At 69.6% G+C, this 14,552-nt stretch carries 18 protein-coding genes; 8 read left to right on the forward strand and 10 right to left on the reverse strand.

Annotated elements, in window-relative coordinates; translation table 11 throughout:
* Positions 1-46: 46 nt before the first annotated feature.
* Complete coding sequence (locus ABZ195_RS04025; RefSeq protein ID WP_355216042.1) at positions 47-1,549, forward strand: phospholipid carrier-dependent glycosyltransferase; 1,503 nt, start codon at positions 47-49, stop codon at positions 1,547-1,549.
* A gap of 101 nt (positions 1,550-1,650) precedes the next feature.
* Positions 1,651-2,508, forward strand: a complete 858-nt coding sequence (locus tag ABZ195_RS04030) for a hypothetical protein (protein WP_355215119.1) — start codon at positions 1,651-1,653, stop codon at positions 2,506-2,508.
* A gap of 50 nt (positions 2,509-2,558) precedes the next feature.
* On the opposite strand, the gene arcA is transcribed toward ABZ195_RS04030, so the two are convergent.
* On the reverse strand, positions 2,559-3,764 hold the full coding sequence (gene arcA / locus ABZ195_RS04035) for an arginine deiminase (protein WP_355215121.1): 1,206 nt from the start codon (positions 3,762-3,764) through the stop codon (positions 2,559-2,561).
* 46 nt (positions 3,765-3,810) lie between these two features.
* Between arcA and soxR the strand changes: the two genes are divergently transcribed.
* Together soxR and ABZ195_RS04045 are read left to right on the forward strand one after the other, a co-directional pair.
* The gene (gene soxR, locus ABZ195_RS04040) at positions 3,811-4,242 is read left to right on the forward strand and encodes a redox-sensitive transcriptional activator SoxR (RefSeq protein WP_355215123.1); all 432 of its coding nucleotides are present in this window, start codon (positions 3,811-3,813) and stop codon (positions 4,240-4,242) included.
* A gap of 39 nt (positions 4,243-4,281) precedes the next feature.
* A complete protein-coding gene (locus tag ABZ195_RS04045) occupies positions 4,282-4,878 on the forward strand; it encodes an alpha-ketoglutarate-dependent dioxygenase AlkB (RefSeq protein ID WP_355216044.1) in 597 nt (198 codons plus the stop codon).
* Here ABZ195_RS04045 and ABZ195_RS04050 read toward each other — a convergent pair.
* Positions 4,875-5,546 carry a DUF5642 family protein gene (locus tag ABZ195_RS04050; RefSeq protein WP_355215125.1) on the reverse strand — a complete coding sequence of 224 codons (672 nt, stop codon included), beginning with the start codon at positions 5,544-5,546 and terminating at the stop codon, positions 4,875-4,877. The genes ABZ195_RS04045 and ABZ195_RS04050 overlap by 4 nt on opposite strands.
* Positions 5,547-5,556: 10 nt before the next feature.
* Positions 5,557-6,105, reverse strand: a complete 549-nt coding sequence (locus tag ABZ195_RS04055; RefSeq protein WP_355215127.1) for a DUF5642 family protein — start codon at positions 6,103-6,105, stop codon at positions 5,557-5,559.
* Between the two features lie 198 nt (positions 6,106-6,303).
* Here ABZ195_RS04055 and ABZ195_RS04060 point away from each other — a divergent pair, with 198 nt between their 5' ends.
* The 3 genes from ABZ195_RS04060 to ABZ195_RS04070 are packed head-to-tail and all read left to right on the forward strand — an operon-like array spanning position 6,304 to position 8,428.
* Complete coding sequence (locus ABZ195_RS04060) at positions 6,304-7,011, forward strand: LpqN/LpqT family lipoprotein (protein WP_355215129.1); 708 nt, start codon at positions 6,304-6,306, stop codon at positions 7,009-7,011.
* 57 nt (positions 7,012-7,068) lie between these two features.
* The gene (locus ABZ195_RS04065) at positions 7,069-7,479 is read left to right on the forward strand and encodes a hypothetical protein (RefSeq protein WP_355215130.1); all 411 of its coding nucleotides are present in this window, start codon (positions 7,069-7,071) and stop codon (positions 7,477-7,479) included.
* Positions 7,480-7,522: 43 nt separating this feature from the next.
* Positions 7,523-8,428, forward strand: coding sequence for a hypothetical protein (locus ABZ195_RS04070; RefSeq protein ID WP_355215132.1), 906 nt, complete (start codon positions 7,523-7,525; stop codon positions 8,426-8,428).
* A 3-nt stretch (positions 8,429-8,431) separates the two neighbouring features.
* Here the strand turns inward: ABZ195_RS04070 and ABZ195_RS04075 are convergent, their stop codons facing one another.
* From ABZ195_RS04075 to ABZ195_RS04085, 3 genes are read right to left on the reverse strand one after another with little or no spacing between them, the layout of a single operon-like run.
* A complete protein-coding gene (locus ABZ195_RS04075; protein ID WP_355215134.1) occupies positions 8,432-9,253 on the reverse strand; it encodes a shikimate 5-dehydrogenase in 822 nt (273 codons plus the stop codon).
* A complete protein-coding gene (locus ABZ195_RS04080; protein WP_355215136.1) occupies positions 9,253-10,254 on the reverse strand; it encodes a GNAT family N-acetyltransferase in 1,002 nt (333 codons plus the stop codon). Before ABZ195_RS04080 ends, ABZ195_RS04075 begins: the two co-directional genes overlap by 1 nt.
* A 41-nt stretch (positions 10,255-10,295) precedes the next feature.
* Entirely contained in the window at positions 10,296-10,742 is a 447-nt protein-coding gene (locus tag ABZ195_RS04085; RefSeq protein WP_355215138.1) for a hypothetical protein, read from the reverse strand.
* A 303-nt stretch (positions 10,743-11,045) separates the two neighbouring features.
* Here ABZ195_RS04085 and ABZ195_RS04090 point away from each other — a divergent pair, with 303 nt between their 5' ends.
* Complete coding sequence (locus tag ABZ195_RS04090; RefSeq protein ID WP_355215140.1) at positions 11,046-11,471, forward strand: STAS domain-containing protein; 426 nt, start codon at positions 11,046-11,048, stop codon at positions 11,469-11,471.
* Here ABZ195_RS04090 and ABZ195_RS04095 read toward each other — a convergent pair.
* The 4 genes from ABZ195_RS04095 to ABZ195_RS04110 are packed head-to-tail and all read right to left on the reverse strand — an operon-like array spanning position 11,468 to position 14,527.
* Positions 11,468-12,094 carry an SAM-dependent methyltransferase gene (locus tag ABZ195_RS04095; RefSeq protein ID WP_355215141.1) on the reverse strand — a complete coding sequence of 209 codons (627 nt, stop codon included), beginning with the start codon at positions 12,092-12,094 and terminating at the stop codon, positions 11,468-11,470. The two genes, ABZ195_RS04090 and ABZ195_RS04095, sit on opposite strands and share 4 nt — an antisense overlap.
* Positions 12,091-12,858, reverse strand: a complete 768-nt coding sequence (locus ABZ195_RS04100; RefSeq protein ID WP_355215143.1) for a PIG-L family deacetylase — start codon at positions 12,856-12,858, stop codon at positions 12,091-12,093. Before ABZ195_RS04100 ends, ABZ195_RS04095 begins: the two co-directional genes overlap by 4 nt.
* Entirely contained in the window at positions 12,855-13,799 is a 945-nt protein-coding gene (locus tag ABZ195_RS04105; protein ID WP_355215145.1) for an acyl-CoA dehydrogenase, read from the reverse strand. The genes ABZ195_RS04100 and ABZ195_RS04105 overlap by 4 nt, the downstream gene beginning before the upstream one ends.
* Complete coding sequence (locus tag ABZ195_RS04110; RefSeq protein WP_355215147.1) at positions 13,796-14,527, reverse strand: glycosyltransferase; 732 nt, start codon at positions 14,525-14,527, stop codon at positions 13,796-13,798. The genes ABZ195_RS04105 and ABZ195_RS04110 overlap by 4 nt, the downstream gene beginning before the upstream one ends.
* Between the last annotated feature and the right edge of the window lie 25 nt (positions 14,528-14,552).

A 14,552-nucleotide genomic window follows, 5' to 3' on the forward strand; every position in this document is an offset into this window, starting at 1 on the left:
TACGATCGCTGACGTGACCGCCCCGCCGATCGACCGCGAGCAGCCGGTGCCGGTCGTCAGCCCTGGTCCGCTGGTGCCCCTCGGCGACTTCGGCCCACTGGACCGCGCGCAGGGCTGGGCGATGACCTCGGTCGTCATGGCGCTGGCCGCCCTGACCAGATTCCTGAACCTGGGCTCGCCGACCGACGGCGGCACCCCGATCTTCGACGAGAAGCACTACGCGCCGCAGGCCTGGCAGATGTTGGGCAACCACGGCGTCGAGGACAACCCCGGGTACGGGCTCGTCGTGCATCCTCCCGTCGGCAAGGAATTGCTGGCGATCGGTGAGGCCATATTCGGCTACGACGGGCTGGGCTGGCGCTTCTCGGGCGCGGTGTGCGGCGTCATCCTGGTGGTGCTGGTCGCCCGCATCACGCGGCGGATCACCCGGTCGACGCTGCTCGGCGGCATCGCCGGCCTGCTGCTGGTCGCCGACGGCGTCAGCTTCGTCACGGCGCGGACCGCGTTGCTGGACATCTTCCTGGTGGTGTTCGTGGTGGCGGCGTTCGGTGCGCTGATCGTCGACCGGGACCAGGTGCGGGAACGGATGCACGTCGCCCAGTTCGAGGGCCGCATGGCCGCGACGCCGTGGGGTCCCCGCCTCGGAGTGCGGTGGTGGCGGTTCGGCGCCGGCGTGCTGCTGGGCCTGGCGGTCGCGACGAAGTGGTCGGGCCTGTACTTCGTGCTGTTCTTCGGCGTGATGACGCTGGTGTTCGACGTCAACGCGCGCCGGCACTACCGGGCTCCGCGGCCGTGGCTGGGCACCCTGCGGCGCGACGTCGCGCCGGCGGTCTACGTCTTCGGCCTGGTTCCGCTCGCCGTCTACCTCGCCTCGTATGCGCCGTGGTTCGCCTCGGAGACCGGCATCGACCGCCACGAGGAGGGCCAGTCGTTCGCCGAGGGCGGCCTGATGCCGGACGCGATCCGGTCGCTGTGGCACTTCACCTACGGCGCGTTCACGTTCCACTCCGGGCTGACGAACGCGGCCGGCAACCACCATCCGTGGGAGTCCAAGCCGTGGACTTGGCCGATGTCGCTGCGGCCGGTGCTCTACGCGATCGACCAGGACGGCGTCGCGGGCTGCGGCGCGCAGTCCTGCGTCAAGGCCGTGATGCTGGTGGGGACGCCGGCGATGTGGTTCCTCGCGGTGCCGATCCTGGTGTGGGCCGTGTGGAAGTCCTTCGTCAAACGCGACTGGCGCTACGCGGTGGCGCTGACTGGCTACTGCGCGGGCTTCCTGCCCTGGTTCGCCGACATCGACCGGCAGATGTACTTCTTCTACGCCGCGCCGATGGCGCCGTTCATGGTGATGATGATCGCGCTGATACTCGGTGACGTGCTCTACGCGCCACGGCAGAACGCCGAGCGTCGAACGTTGGGCCTGCTCGTCGTGTGCTTCTACGTGGCCGCGGTGATCACCAACTTCGCGTGGATGTATCCGATCCTGACGGGCCTGCCGATCTCCCAGGCGACGTGGCACATGCAGATCTGGCTGCCCAGCTGGCGTTAGCGTGTCGGCGTCGAGCCAGCGCTGACGGTCGCCCCGCACGCCTGTGGACAACCATGGCTGCTGGCTCGGGAATCGTCGGCACTCGGCGACATTCTCCGGTCATGGTCACCGTCTTCCTGGGCAGCGAAGCACTCGCCCGCCGCGACCTCACCCGGGGTCAATTGCGCGCCCGCTATCGCGCCATGTACCCGAATGTGTACGCACCTCGGCTGGCCGAGCCGTCGCTGCGTGACAGGACTCTCGGCGCGTGGCTGTGGTCGGGCAGGCGCGCCCCGATCACCGGCCGAGCCGCGTCTGCCCTTCACGGTGCGAAGTGGGTCGACCGCTGCGCTCCCGTCGAGCTGCTGTGGCCCAACAACCGGCCACCGCGAGGCATCATCACCCGCGACGATCACTTCACCTGCGACGACATCGTGGAGGTCGACGACATGGCAGTCGCCACCCCGCAGCGCACCGCATACGACTTGGGCCGACACCTGCCGCGAGGCGCGGCCGTCGCGCACCTCGACGCATTGTCTCGGGTAACCGGTCTGGCCACGGAGCACGTCGCACCGTTGATCGAACGCCGGCCGGGGGCTCGCCACGTCCGGCGGCTGCAGTACGCACTCGAGGTGATGGACGGTGGCTCCCAATCGCCGAAGGAGACCTGGTTGCGGCTTCTGCTGATCGGCGCCGGGTACCCGCGGCCGCGCACGCAGATACCGCTGACCAACGAGTTCGGTCGCGACTTCGCCCACCTCGACATGGGCTGGGAGGACGTCAAGATCGCCGTCGAGTACGACGGCGACCAGCACCGAACCGATCGCGCCCAATACGCCTGGGACGTCAAGCGATTGCGCCTCGTCGGGGAGATCGGCTGGCTGCACGTCAAGGTGATCTCCGAAGATCGGCCGACGGACGTCCTCCGCCGGGTTGCGCAGGCGTGGTCGGCCCGCCGAGCCAGCAGCCACGGTCGTTGAGCGAGCAACTCGACGACCCTGGCTACTGGCTCGGCGCCACCGACGGCGAACTACAGCGGGTCGCGCGCGACCGGACACGACATGCAGCGTGGACCACCGCGGCCGGTGCCGAGCTCCGAGGCTGAGATCGGCAAGACCTCGATGCCCGAATCGGCAAGGCGGGCATTGGTCTCCGTGTTGCGCTCATAGGCGACGACCACGCCGGGTGCCAACGCCAGCGTGTTGTTGCCGTCGTCCCATTGCTCCCGCTCGGCGGTCACCGGGTCCAGGCCCGTATCGATGACCCGCAGCTTGCCGATCCCCATCGCGTCGGCTGCCGCATCGACGAACGGCGCCGCGCTGGTGATCGAGACGCCTTCGGACTTCTGCCGAATCGTGAACGCGGACAACGTGTCCACGATGTTCGGGTACATCACCACCGCGTCCACGTCGACCATCGTGCACACCGTGTCCAGGTGCATCTGCGCGCGCTCCTGCGCAATGGGAACTGCGAGCACGGTGTGCGCCAGCCCGTCGTCGAACAGGCTGCGCGCCAACGCCTCTGCGCCAGCCGGCGTCGTGCGCTCCCCCACGCCGACGGCCACCACGCCCGGCGCCAGCAGCAGCACGTCGCCACCTTCGACGGGAGCCGACCGCGACTCGTAGGCCCGCCGCACCCCCAGGAACCGCGGATGGTGGGCGTAGATCAGATCGGTCAGCGACGTCTCCCGAATCCGCGCCGGCAGCGCCAGCGACGTGATGGCCACCCGCGGACCGATCCAGAACGACGAGTCCCTGGTGAACAACAGATTCGGCAGCGGGTCGATGACGAAGTCGGCGTCGTGATGCATGCGCTGCACCAGCGACAGCTCACCGCCGAGGAACGGCAACTCGTTGAACGTCATGCCCGCCATCAAGATTCGCGCCAACGGCTCGACCTCGAGCGTGCGCAGATAGGCCGAGAGTTCCTGCGCCAACGGAAGCCCCAGCCGTCGGCTGTCCACCGCCGCCGAGATCCCCTGCATCCGCGCCGCGCCGCTGGCGAGCGCTTCGGTCAGCAGGTCCGCCAGCAGCAGCACCTCCACGCCTCGCGAACGCAGCAGCGAGGCGAACGCATCGTGTTCCTCCTGCGCCCGCGCCACCCACGGCATCCCGTCGAAGAGCAACCGGTCGTTGTTGCGCGGGGTGAGGCGCTGAAGTTCGGGCCCCGGACGGTGCAGGATGACGACCTTGAGCGGTCCCACCTCTGAATTCGCGCCCAGCGTCGTGGCTGTCATGGCTAGCACCGTAACGCGAATCCTCACCCCAACTATGGTTTAGGTCATGGACGTGGTCGAGCTGACCCCCGGAGAGTTGAGCCAGCGCAGCGGCGTGGCGGTCTCGGCCCTGCACTTCTACGAGCGCGAGGGCCTCATCGTCAGCCGGCGCACGTCGGGCAACCAACGCCGGTACGCCCGCGAGACCCTGCGCCGGGTCGCGTTCATCCGGATGTCGCAACGCCTCGGCATCCCGCTGGCGCGCATTCGCGAGGCCCTCGCCACGTTGCCCGCCGATCGCGTTCCCACCAGCAAGGACTGGGCCCGCCTCTCGGCCGGGTGGCGTGCCGACCTCGACCAGCGGATCCTGCACCTGCAGCGCCTGCGCGACAACCTGGCCGGCTGCATCGGGTGCGGCTGCCTGAGCTTGAAGACGTGCCAGCTGACCAACCCCGGCGACGTCCTCGCCAGCACCGGCCCCGGCGCCGCCAGGCTGTAGATTCGAACGCGTGTGCGATAACCTGGGTGGGTGACGGGAATCGATCTCGCGATTCAGGATGCACTGTTCGGTCACGACGAGCGCCGTGAACTGGGCGACGGCGCCTGGGTAGACGTCCGGGCAGGCTGGTTCAGCGGCGCCCAGGACCTCTTCGAGGACTTGTTGACCGATGTTCCCTGGCGTTCCGAACGGCGCCAGATGTACGACCGGGTGCTCGACGTGCCACGCCTGGTCAGCTTTCACGATCTCACCGCGAGCCCCACCCCGCATCCCGAGATCGCACGACTGCGCGTGCGTCTCAACGACATCTACGCCGGCGAACTCGGCGAGCCGTTCACCTCGGCGGGGCTGTGCCTCTACCGCGACGGCAACGACAGCGTGGCCTGGCACGGCGACACCGTCGGCCGCAGCAGCATCGAGGACACCATGGTGGCCATCCTCAGCCTCGGCGCCACCCGGGTGCTGGCGCTGCGGCCCCGCTCCGGCGGTCGGGCGCTGCGCCTGCCGCAGAGCCACGGCGACCTGCTGGTGATGGGCGGCTCGTGCCAGCGCACCTGGGAGCACTCCGTGCCCAAGACCACCAAGCCCACCGGCCCGAGGATCAGCATCCAATTCCGTCCGCGCGACGTGCGCTAACGACCCCGCACGTCCTTGACCGCCGCGGTCAGCAGATCCCGGGCACGCTGCGTGTCCACGGGCACGACCGGCTTGTTGGGCTCCACCAGCGGATTGGCGGTGACGATCACCCGGAACGTCGAGAAGTCGGCGAGGTAGTTGTAGATCTCGCCCGTCGCGGGCTTGCCACCGACGATCGTCTGCACGACGCGGTGCGTGCCAAGGGTGCGGACCCCGTCGATGGTCGGCGATTCGACGACCTCGACCAGGCCCCGCACACCACCACCGGCGAAGGCCACCTTCTTGCACGCGTCGCCCGGATCCGGCAACGGAAGCACCTCGGAGATCTCCAATGCGATCGCGATGAAGCGGTTGCCGTCGCCTTCGGCAGTGGTCGCGGCCATGTTGCCCTTCAGACCCGGCGGCACGGTCGTACCCTGGGCGAGCTTCGCGCAGTCCGGCGGATCGAACACCGTTCCGGGCGGAAGTGGTTGCTGCGCAAGCAAACGCGGGTCGATGCCCGTCGGCGCCACGGTGCTGACCTTGAACTCCGGTCCGAAGCCGGCCTTGACGTCGAGCACCTTGGCGATGTCGGCCTTCGAATCGTCTGGCGTCGACGTGGTCGAGCAGCCGGCCACCGAGATGGCGACGGCCCAGCACACGAGGATCGAGAGTGGCGTCCTGGACATCGCGGCCAATCTACCCGGCCGCGGACCGTCCACCGCGAATCGCCGCGACGGTCTTCACGAGCAAGTCCGCGGCGAATCCCGGTGCGATCGGCGGAGCCGAGGAACCGGGGTCGGTCACCACCGTGACGTAGGCGACGTGCTGTCCGAGGTAGGCAAGGTATGTCTCTGCGTGCGAATGGGTTTCGGTGCCACCCTCGACGGTGGTGGTGACGTCGGCGGAGAGGCCCAGCGTCGGCGCACCGTCGACGACCGGCGCCGAGACGACGCCGACCACCCCGGAGGTGTGCCCGGCCGACACCTGCCACGTGCCACACGCGTCCACCAGCGTCTCGTCGAGGATCGGCGATGCGTCGGCCACCACCGCGTAGACGATGCCACTCGGCCCGGACGCCGACCACCCTCGCAGCGACGAGCCCGCCGCAGGATTGCCGAGCCCGGCACAGGAGGGCGGGTCGGCGACCCACTGCGCCCCGAGACCCCAGAGGGCGACCGGTTCGGCGCGAGCGGGCAGCGGGGTGAATTCGTAATCCGTTGGCAGGTCCGCACGAACGCGTTCCACCCGCCCCGGGTCTACGCCCGCAGCCGAGGCCGGCGGGTTCGGCGCTCGTGTCGGTTCGGGCGCCGGCGACGGCGAGCAGGCGGCGAGGCACGTGACGACCGCAAGGCACCACGCGAAGACGCGCATGCACCTTGGTATCACGCTCGCGCGACGCATTCGCCGTGTACGTTCACCGAACGACGACGAACAGGGGATCAGATGAGAACGCACAGCAGGGCCGCAGGTTCGGCCGCCGTACTCGTCGCCCTGGGCCTGGGACTCTCCGGCTGTGGTTCGGACTCCAAGACCGAGGCATCGACGACGTCGTCGACGTCGAGTAGCTCGGCCAGTAGCAGCACCGCCACCAGCAGCGCCGCCCCGACCTCCACGCAGGCCGGCGCCAACGAGACGATCGCCGACTACATCAAGGACAACGGCATCACCGAGACACCGGTCAAGCGCGGCGATCCCGGCACGCCGACGGTGACCATGCCACCCCCCGAGGGCTGGGCCGACGCCGGAGCCAAGACGCCACCGGGGGCCTATGGCGCAATCGTCTTCACCGATCCCGCCATGGCCGCAGACCCGCCGACGATCGTCTCGGTCATGTCGAGGCTCACCGGTGACGTCGACCCGGCCGAGATCTTCAAGTACGCACCGGGCGAGCTCAAGAACCTTCCGGGCTACGAGAGCGCGGGCGAGGGCGGCACCTCCAAGCTCGGCGGTTTCGACGCCTACCAGATCGGCGCGACGTTCGTGAAGGACGGCACCAAGAAGCTGATCGCACAGAAGACCGTCGTCATCCCGGCTGCCGACGGCAACGGCATCTTCGTGCTTCAGCTCAACGCCAGCGGTAGTGAAGACCAGATCAACCCGCTGATGGACGCCACCTCCAAGATCGACGAGCAAACCACTATTACGCCCTGACCGCTCAGCTAAGCTGCGCTGCACACCCTCAGCCGCACGAACCCGAGGAGAGGCGCCATGTCGTACGCCGAGCAGCCCATTCCCAGCGAACCTCCCCCACCGCAGCGCGGGCTGACCCGGGAGGAGCGCGGCCGCGACGTCAGCGACGCACAGGCCGAGGCCGAGGCGCAGCCGTCGACGTGGGGGCGCTTCCTCCACATGATGAGCCCGCGCCTGGTCTGGTCGATGGCCGACGGCTACCCGGTGGTGCTCAAGCAATTCATCCAGTTCTGCCTGATCCTGATCTACCCGGCCTGGGTGTTCGCGGTGCTGGTCGGTGGCCTGTTCCAACTGCTCTTCTACGTGACGGTCTACCCCGTGCTCTGGGTCCTGTTCTGGCCCGTGCGGGCCAGCCAGAAGAAGAATCACCCCGAGGAGTACGCCGCCAACCGGGCGAAGTACGCCGGCAAGAAGTGGTACGAGACATGACCGTGGCAGTCATGGACGCCCCGGCGGACGCAGTCGGGCACTAGTGGGTCTCTTCGACCGCGCGGGCGGCGCCTCCGTCGTCGTCACCCCCGGCGTCGTCACGCCCCGGCAGACGGTTCAGGCGACGATCACCACCGACGAACCCCTCGCCAAGGTCCGCTCAGCGCGCCTGGACTGGGGTTACCTCAACTTCTACCAGTATCACTGGGCCGGCCGCGTCGACTCCGTCGCGGCGCAGGGCAACGACACGGTGTGGACGGCCGGGCAGGTGGGCACGAACTACGGCGGTGACCGCGACACCGACGACTGGGTCAGCGTCGTCGTCGAGGACCTGCCGATCGCCACCGGCGAGTTCTCCGGCGCGTCCTCGACGTTCCGCATCCCGTCCTGGGCACCCGCTTCGGCGCCGGAGATCGCGCGCTGGGAGTGCCGGCTCACCGTCGACCGCGACGGTCGCGACGCCCACGCACGCGGCGAGTTCACCGTCCAGATCGGCACCGGCGACGTCGACTCCTACCTCGAACCACTCGAGCGCGTCTCCGGAAACGCCGAGACGGTACTCGACCTCGAGCTGGACAAGCCGGTCTGGCGCGCCGGCGAGACCGTCATCGGCCGGGTGACGCTGACGCCCACCGTCGACCTGCCCGACGGCGACCTCGCGGTGTCGTGGCAACGCGAACGCGAGTCGCATCCGTTGACCAGGACACCTGGCCCGGGGACTCAACTCGACGGCCGAATAGTGCAGCTCGACAAGAACATTCGGTTGCGGGCCGGCACGCCGGTGAGCTACGCGTTCCAGGTTGCCCTGCCCGATGACGCGCCACCCACGGCAGCCGCAGTGCACTCGTCGGTCAACTGGTTCCTACAGGCCCGGCTGATGTACCGCGGCTTCAACGGCCATCTGCTCGAGCGGGTGCGCCGTCCGATCACCGTGGTCAACGCCCCCTGACGGTCACGCCCTCGAGATCTGTGACGCCTCGGCGACTTGCTCGGCGGTCGGCCGCACCCCGGTGTACCGCTCGAACTGCTCGGCCGCCTGCAGCGCGATCACCTCGGCGCCCGTCACGACCTGCACGCCGGCAGCGCGCGCGGCCTGAATCAACGGCGTCTCCGACGGCAGCGCGACCACGTCGAACACGGTCCGAGCACGCGCGATCGTGGCGTCGTCGAAGGCCTTTTCGGAGGATTCCGGCGCCCCGGCCATTCCGATCGGCGTGACGTTGACGATGACGTCGGCGACGTGCGAACCGACCTCGTCGGCGTAGTCGTAGCCCAGTCGCTCGGCCAGGGCCCGTCCGCTGTCGGGGTTGCGGGCGACGACGATCCCCGACCCGAAGCCGTGGTCGCGGAACGCCGCACCGACCGCGCTGGCCATGCCGCCGCTGCCACGGATCATGACGCGGCCGGCCGCATCGAGCCGGTACTCGTCGACGAGCCGTTGCACGGCGAGGTAGTCGGTGTTGGACGCCCGCAGGAAACCATCGTCGTTGACGATGGTGTTGACCGAATGGATGGCCCTCGCCGACGCCTCCACCTCGTCGACCAACGCGATGACGTCCTCCTTGAACGGCATCGACACCGAACAGCCGCGGATGCCCAGCGCCCGCACCCCTCCGATGGCGGCGACGATGTCGGTCGTGGTGAACGCCTTGTAGACGAAGTCGAGGCCGAGGACGTCGTAGAGGTGGTTGTGGAAACGGGTGCCGATGTTGCTGGGACGGGCCGCCAGGGAGATGCAGAGCCGGGTGTCCTTGTTCAGCGGTGGCCTGCCCATCAGCCGACCGCCCGGATGACCTGCTGGGCCGCGGCACGGATGCCGCGGTACAGCTCGGGCGAGATGGTCAGTTCACGCATGACGGGCACGTCGAAGGCGGTGGTGACGACGCCCATCTCGTCGCGGTGCCACTGGGCGCCGTACCGGTCGAGGATCGATCGCATCGCAACATTGTCCGCCAGCACCCGCGCGGTGAAGCGACGGATCCCCTCGCTGCGCGCGGCGACCACGATCGCCTCCATGAGAAAGCTGCCGATGCCGCGGCCCTGATAGTCGTCGCCGACGATGAACGCGATCTCGGCGGCGGTCTGGGTGTCGTCGCGAACGTATCTGGCGTCGGCCACGATGGGCGCGTCGACGGCCTTCCCGGCGGTCAGCACCCACACGAAGTGGTCCACGTAGTCCACCTCGAACAGGTAGGCCATCAACGCCGGGGTTGGCGTTCTGGTGGTCTGAAAGCGCCGGTAGAAGGTGTCGCTGGAGAACTGGATGGGCCCGTGCAGGGTGCGCTCGTTGTCGCCGGGAAGCACCGGGCGCAGATGCAGCTCGGTGCCGTCGCGCAGGACGACGGGGATGGGCGTGACGTAGGTGGCGAGACGCTGGCGCGCGGTGCGCACCAGCTTCTCCATCATCCGGGGCACGTCGAGGACGGCGGCGATGGCCTCCCGGCCGCCGACCCACCCGCTGAGATCCTCGGCCACGGTGACCGTCGCCGAGCGCGGCGCGTCGCGCAGCAGCGCGATCTCCCCCACGATCAGCCCGGGTGTCACGTCGACCTCGATGACGTCGCCCTCGGATCCCAGGTGCGTGATCCGCGCCCGACCGGACCCGATCAGCAAGAAGGAGTCGGCGTGCTCGCCCTGGCGCATCAGCACCTGACCCGCCGGCGCAGCCAGCGGTGTTAGCAATCGAGCCAACGTGGCCAAACTCTCGGCGGAACACCCTGCGAAGAACGTCAGGGCAGCCAGCTCCTCGGCGCTGACGGTGCGTGGTCCCGTCACGCCGACGACGTTACGGGATGGCAGACGGGCAGAGGCCCGTTTCAGACCCCGTCCATCGGCGGGCCGTTGAGGTTGCTGACCTGCTGATGCGCGACGGCAGTGGCGACGGCGGTGCCATCACGCACCACGCCGACGATCGACACTTCGTCGTCGACGGCGAACGACGTCGCCGCGGCGCCGATCGCACTGCCCGCCGCGGTGATGGCGTTGGTCTCCGGGGTGATGACGTACGTGCGGGCGAACCCGTCGTCACTCCTTGCGGTGACCGAGGTCGCCGTGACGGCGACCAGCCGACCGACCTGGCTGACGGGCTGTTGGGCCATGGCGGGGGTCACGTACTCTTCGTGCCGCACTGCGGTGGGGCCGTCGTCGACCACGAGCACGACGAACGCCGCGGCAACGGCGACGAAGGCCACCGCGATCGAGGCGATGATCAGCGAGTTCGTCAGGTGCGAGCTGCGCTGTTTCCTGAGGTGTCTCGGGGCCACGGACGGTTCTCACTTTCCCTTGCCTGCCGCCTCTGTACCCTCGGCCCACGTCCGAGAAACTCGGGGCCGACGAGTGGGCACCGGTCTCGCGGCTCGAGATCACGGCAAGCTCTCAGGAAGACACCATTGTTTCGGCTGGCAGTTCGGCGTTAGTGTCTACGACAGGTTGAAACTGACAGCCCCCACACGTCATCGATGCCCGGCAAGAGATGATAGCGGCGGTCAGACGCAGCTTCCCGGACACAAAGGCGCTCCACCAGACGTCAATCTCAGGCGCGTGAGCGAAACCCACCGGAGGCCCCCGTGTCCCTAGCTCCCCGTATCTCGCCGGACCCACCCGGCCTACCCCGTGAGCGCGTGCGGTTCGCCACCTCCGCCACCCGCTCCCCGGTCCTCGTGGTGAGCGCGGAGGGCGAGGTCGACGCCGCCAACGCCCTGCTCCTCGGCAAGTACGTCGAAGCCGAACTGGAGAGCGCCAGTCGCCTGGTCGTCGATCTCCGCGAGCTCGAATTCTTTGCCGTGCAAGGGTTCTCGATTCTGCACCGCATCAACGTCATGTGCTCGCGGCACGCGGTGAACTGGGTGGTCCTGGCGGGCACCGAGGTCAACCGGGTGCTGCGGGTGTGCGACCCCGACGGTGGGCTCCCGGTCGCCGACACGATGGAGGCGGCGATCGCCACGGTCACGCGCCCGCCGCGGAGCCACCTCCGGCTGGTGACCAGCCGCTAGCCTCGGCCCACCGCGCCGGGCACCCCGGTTCCGACGGCGACCGATTCGCTCGGACCGCGGCGGAACACGTCGACCACGACGTCGTCGTCGAGATAGCGCGCCATCGGCGTCAGGCCGGCGGTCTCCCCGATCACGGCATTCGCCCGGTCCCCGGTGAGCGGATAGTCCGCCACGGGGTGTCGCCAGTGCGCGGCGACGATCGTCGCGCCCGCCGCCAATCGCCGGCATTCGCGGTCGAGCACCTGCCGCAGCGACTCCTCGCCGAGGTAGTACGCGACTTCGGAGACCACGACCAGGTCGACGTCCTCGCCCGGCCACGCCGCATCGAGTGACGAGCGCACCAGCTCGAGGTCCTCGCGGTCCCCCAGCCGGGTCCGGGTGATGTCGAGCGCCGCCTGCGCGACGTCGTAGGAGGTCACGCGGTCACACCGCTCGACGAGTCGTTCGGTCAGCATGCCGATGGAGCAGCCGGGTTCGAACGCGTGACGGTAGCGCTGGTCGGGCAGCATCGCCATGGTGATCGTGTACTTGCGCTGCTCGTACCACCGCTCGGCCATGCCCCACGGGTCCGCGGAGTCGGCGTAGACGTCGTCGAAGTACTCGTCGGGCAATCGGTCGGTCATCGGATCACCACCTCCGGAACCGCGAAGAGTCGCTCCACCACGAACGGCGGCAGCACCACCTCGGCGCCGTCGCGATAGGGCGCCAGCTGCGACGCATATGCCTCGGCGGCCTGCCGCTTGCGCGTCATCGCCGCCGAGTCGCGAGGCGCCGCCGACATCCGGTGCCACGGCACGGCGTCGTCACCGGGCGTCGCCCAATGCCACATCCACACCGGGAACTCCAGCAGCACGGCGTCGGTGACCGCCACGGCGGCGGCGGCACCGCGGCCGACGGCCTCGTGGTCGGGATGGCCGTCGCCGCGCCAGGTGGCGGCACACCACGTACCGGGCGGGCGCGCGGCCAGGACGTCGGTCAGCAGTGTGGTCAGCTCGTCCTGGTGCTCGGCGACCTCACCGTCGGCGAGGCCCAGCGTCACCGGCGGGTCAATGCCCAAAACCGCCGTCGCCGAACGCATTTCGTCGCGTCGCTCCCGTTCCAGCCAGCGCCGCTCCACGGGTGACAAGCCGGGTACAGAGCCTCCGCCGTCGGTCACCGACACCACCGTGACGTCGACGCCGCGCGATCGCAGCAGCGACGCGGTGGCGCCGAAACCGAGGGTCTCGTCGTCGGGGTGCGGCGCCACGACGACGAGCGCCGGGCACTCGGACAGGTCCAAGGTCGGCAGGCGCTGGACCCAGTCATGCCACTCGGCCGCGGGTGTTCCGCCGTCCACGACGGGTGCGGCCGCAAACCGCGCTCCGTTGCCCGGTGCCGTCGACGTCACTTGGCCGCCAGACGTCCCAGGGCGGCGAGGTCTCGCTCCGCATGGCTCTGCCGTACGTAGACGGTGAGGTCGGCGACCCGCCGGGCATGCGCTGCGTCGAGCACCAGCGGCGCAGGCCCGAGCGCCCGACCGGTGCGGGCGACGGCCTCGTCGACGGCCACCTCGACGACGGCACGCACCCGCCGGGCGATGAGCTCGGCGCGCCCACCCCGCGGCTCGGCGTCCACGTAGCACGCGGCCGAGACCAGGATGGCCTCCGCGGCGGCCAGCGCCGCGTCGACGGCCCCCAGATGGGCGCGGGCGTGCTCGTCGGGCGCCTTGCCGTCGTGCTCGGCGGCCACGGCGCGGTAGAGCGGGGCTGCGACTCCACGGGCGCCGCCCAGCCAGCAGGCCGCCACCCCCATGGCGCCGTGCCAGAAGCCGGGCCGGGACAGATATTCACCCGGTCGGCCGACGGGCACGGCGGCCGCGCCCGTCAGCAATACCGACCTGGTGTCGGATTCGTGCATGCCCACGTTGTGCCAATCGTCGGGCAGCGGTTGGACTTCGGCCTGGCCGAGGTCGACGGCGTAGAGGCCGCGTCCGGTGTCGTCGTGACGGGCTGTGACCAGGGCGTGGTTGCAGATCGTGGCGCCTGAGCACCACGCCTTGGTGCCGTGGAGCCGCACCCGGCCGTCGCCGTCGTCGGTGGCCGTCAGGACCGCGTTCGGGGCCTCGGCTGCCCACACCCCCCAGAGCCGTCCGGGTTCGGGACCGGGTCCGCCGAGTTCGGCCAGGATGGCCAGCGCGTCGGCGTGCGCCTCGGCAAGTCGTCCGGCCACGACGTCGTTCTCGGTGAGGGCGGCCAACTTCCACCATCGCGCCCCCGTGCGTCCGGATCCCGGTGTGGGAAGGTCGAGTTCGCCGGCCTCGAGCCAGCGCCTCACCAGGTTGACGGTCACGCGGCACCGTCGCGTCGTGCGACCGTCCCGAGGTGCGTGGCGAAGCCACGCGGTGCCCGACCCTGCGCCCGGGCCGAGGTCACCACCGACAGACCGGCGTCGCGGTGGATGCGGCGACCGGCCTGTTCGAAGCGGCGCACCAGGTCGACGTCCTCGTCGGAGGCCAGAGCCGCGAAACCACCTGTCGCCCAATATGCGTCGGCCCGGAATCCCATGTTGGCCCCGTGCACGTGATCGTGTCCGCCGCCGATCCGACGAAGCTTTGCCCGGTAGCCGGCGAGGTACCTGCGCACCGCCGCCGCGGAGTGTTGGCGCCAGTTGACCACCCGGACCACCCCGAGCACCATGTCGGCATCGGCGTCCAACTGCCGGATCAGCCAACTGGGGTCGACCACGCTGTCGGCATCGGTCGTGGCGTACCAGGTACGCGACTCGTCGGGCGCCTCGGCCCCCACACTGCTGCGCGCGTGGGCGAAGCCGGCGGCCCGCGCCGCTCCGACGTTGCGCGCGTCGACCTCGACGAAGTGGACGTCGGGGCCGAATCGTCCTGCCAGTGATGCGCTTCCGTCTGAGCAGGCGTCCAGCACGACGACGGTCGACACCGGCACCGGAACGCATGCCGACGCCGTGACGATGGCCTTCAGACATTGCGGCAACGTCTGGGCTTCATCGTGGGCGGGGACGACCACCACCACGTCGTCCCACCTCGGCGCCGCACTGGACCCCATCAACGGTTCCTCTCGTCGGTCACGA

Source organism: Mycobacterium sp. NPDC006124, assembly GCF_040614235.1.
Taxonomy (GTDB): Bacteria; Actinomycetota; Actinomycetes; order Mycobacteriales; family Mycobacteriaceae; genus Mycobacterium.

Bases quoted from the DNA above. Each gene is read 5' to 3' on its own strand.
- ABZ195_RS04060 (WP_355215129.1), top strand. From the start codon at position 6,304: ATGAGAACGCACAGCAGGGCCGCAGGTTCGGCCGCCGTACTCGTCGCC.
- ABZ195_RS04110 (WP_355215147.1), bottom strand. From the start codon at position 14,527: ATGGGGTCCAGTGCGGCGCCGAGGTGGGACGACGTGGTGGTGGTCGTC.
- ABZ195_RS04030 (WP_355215119.1), top strand. From the start codon at position 1,651: ATGGTCACCGTCTTCCTGGGCAGCGAAGCACTCGCCCGCCGCGACCTC.
- ABZ195_RS04050 (WP_355215125.1), bottom strand. From the start codon at position 5,546: ATGTCCAGGACGCCACTCTCGATCCTCGTGTGCTGGGCCGTCGCCATC.
- ABZ195_RS04095 (WP_355215141.1), bottom strand. From the start codon at position 12,094: ATGACCGACCGATTGCCCGACGAGTACTTCGACGACGTCTACGCCGAC.
- ABZ195_RS04065 (WP_355215130.1), top strand. From the start codon at position 7,069: ATGTCGTACGCCGAGCAGCCCATTCCCAGCGAACCTCCCCCACCGCAG.
- soxR (WP_355215123.1), top strand. From the start codon at position 3,811: ATGGACGTGGTCGAGCTGACCCCCGGAGAGTTGAGCCAGCGCAGCGGC.
- arcA (WP_355215121.1), bottom strand. From the start codon at position 3,764: ATGACAGCCACGACGCTGGGCGCGAATTCAGAGGTGGGACCGCTCAAG.
- ABZ195_RS04075 (WP_355215134.1), bottom strand. From the start codon at position 9,253: ATGGGCAGGCCACCGCTGAACAAGGACACCCGGCTCTGCATCTCCCTG.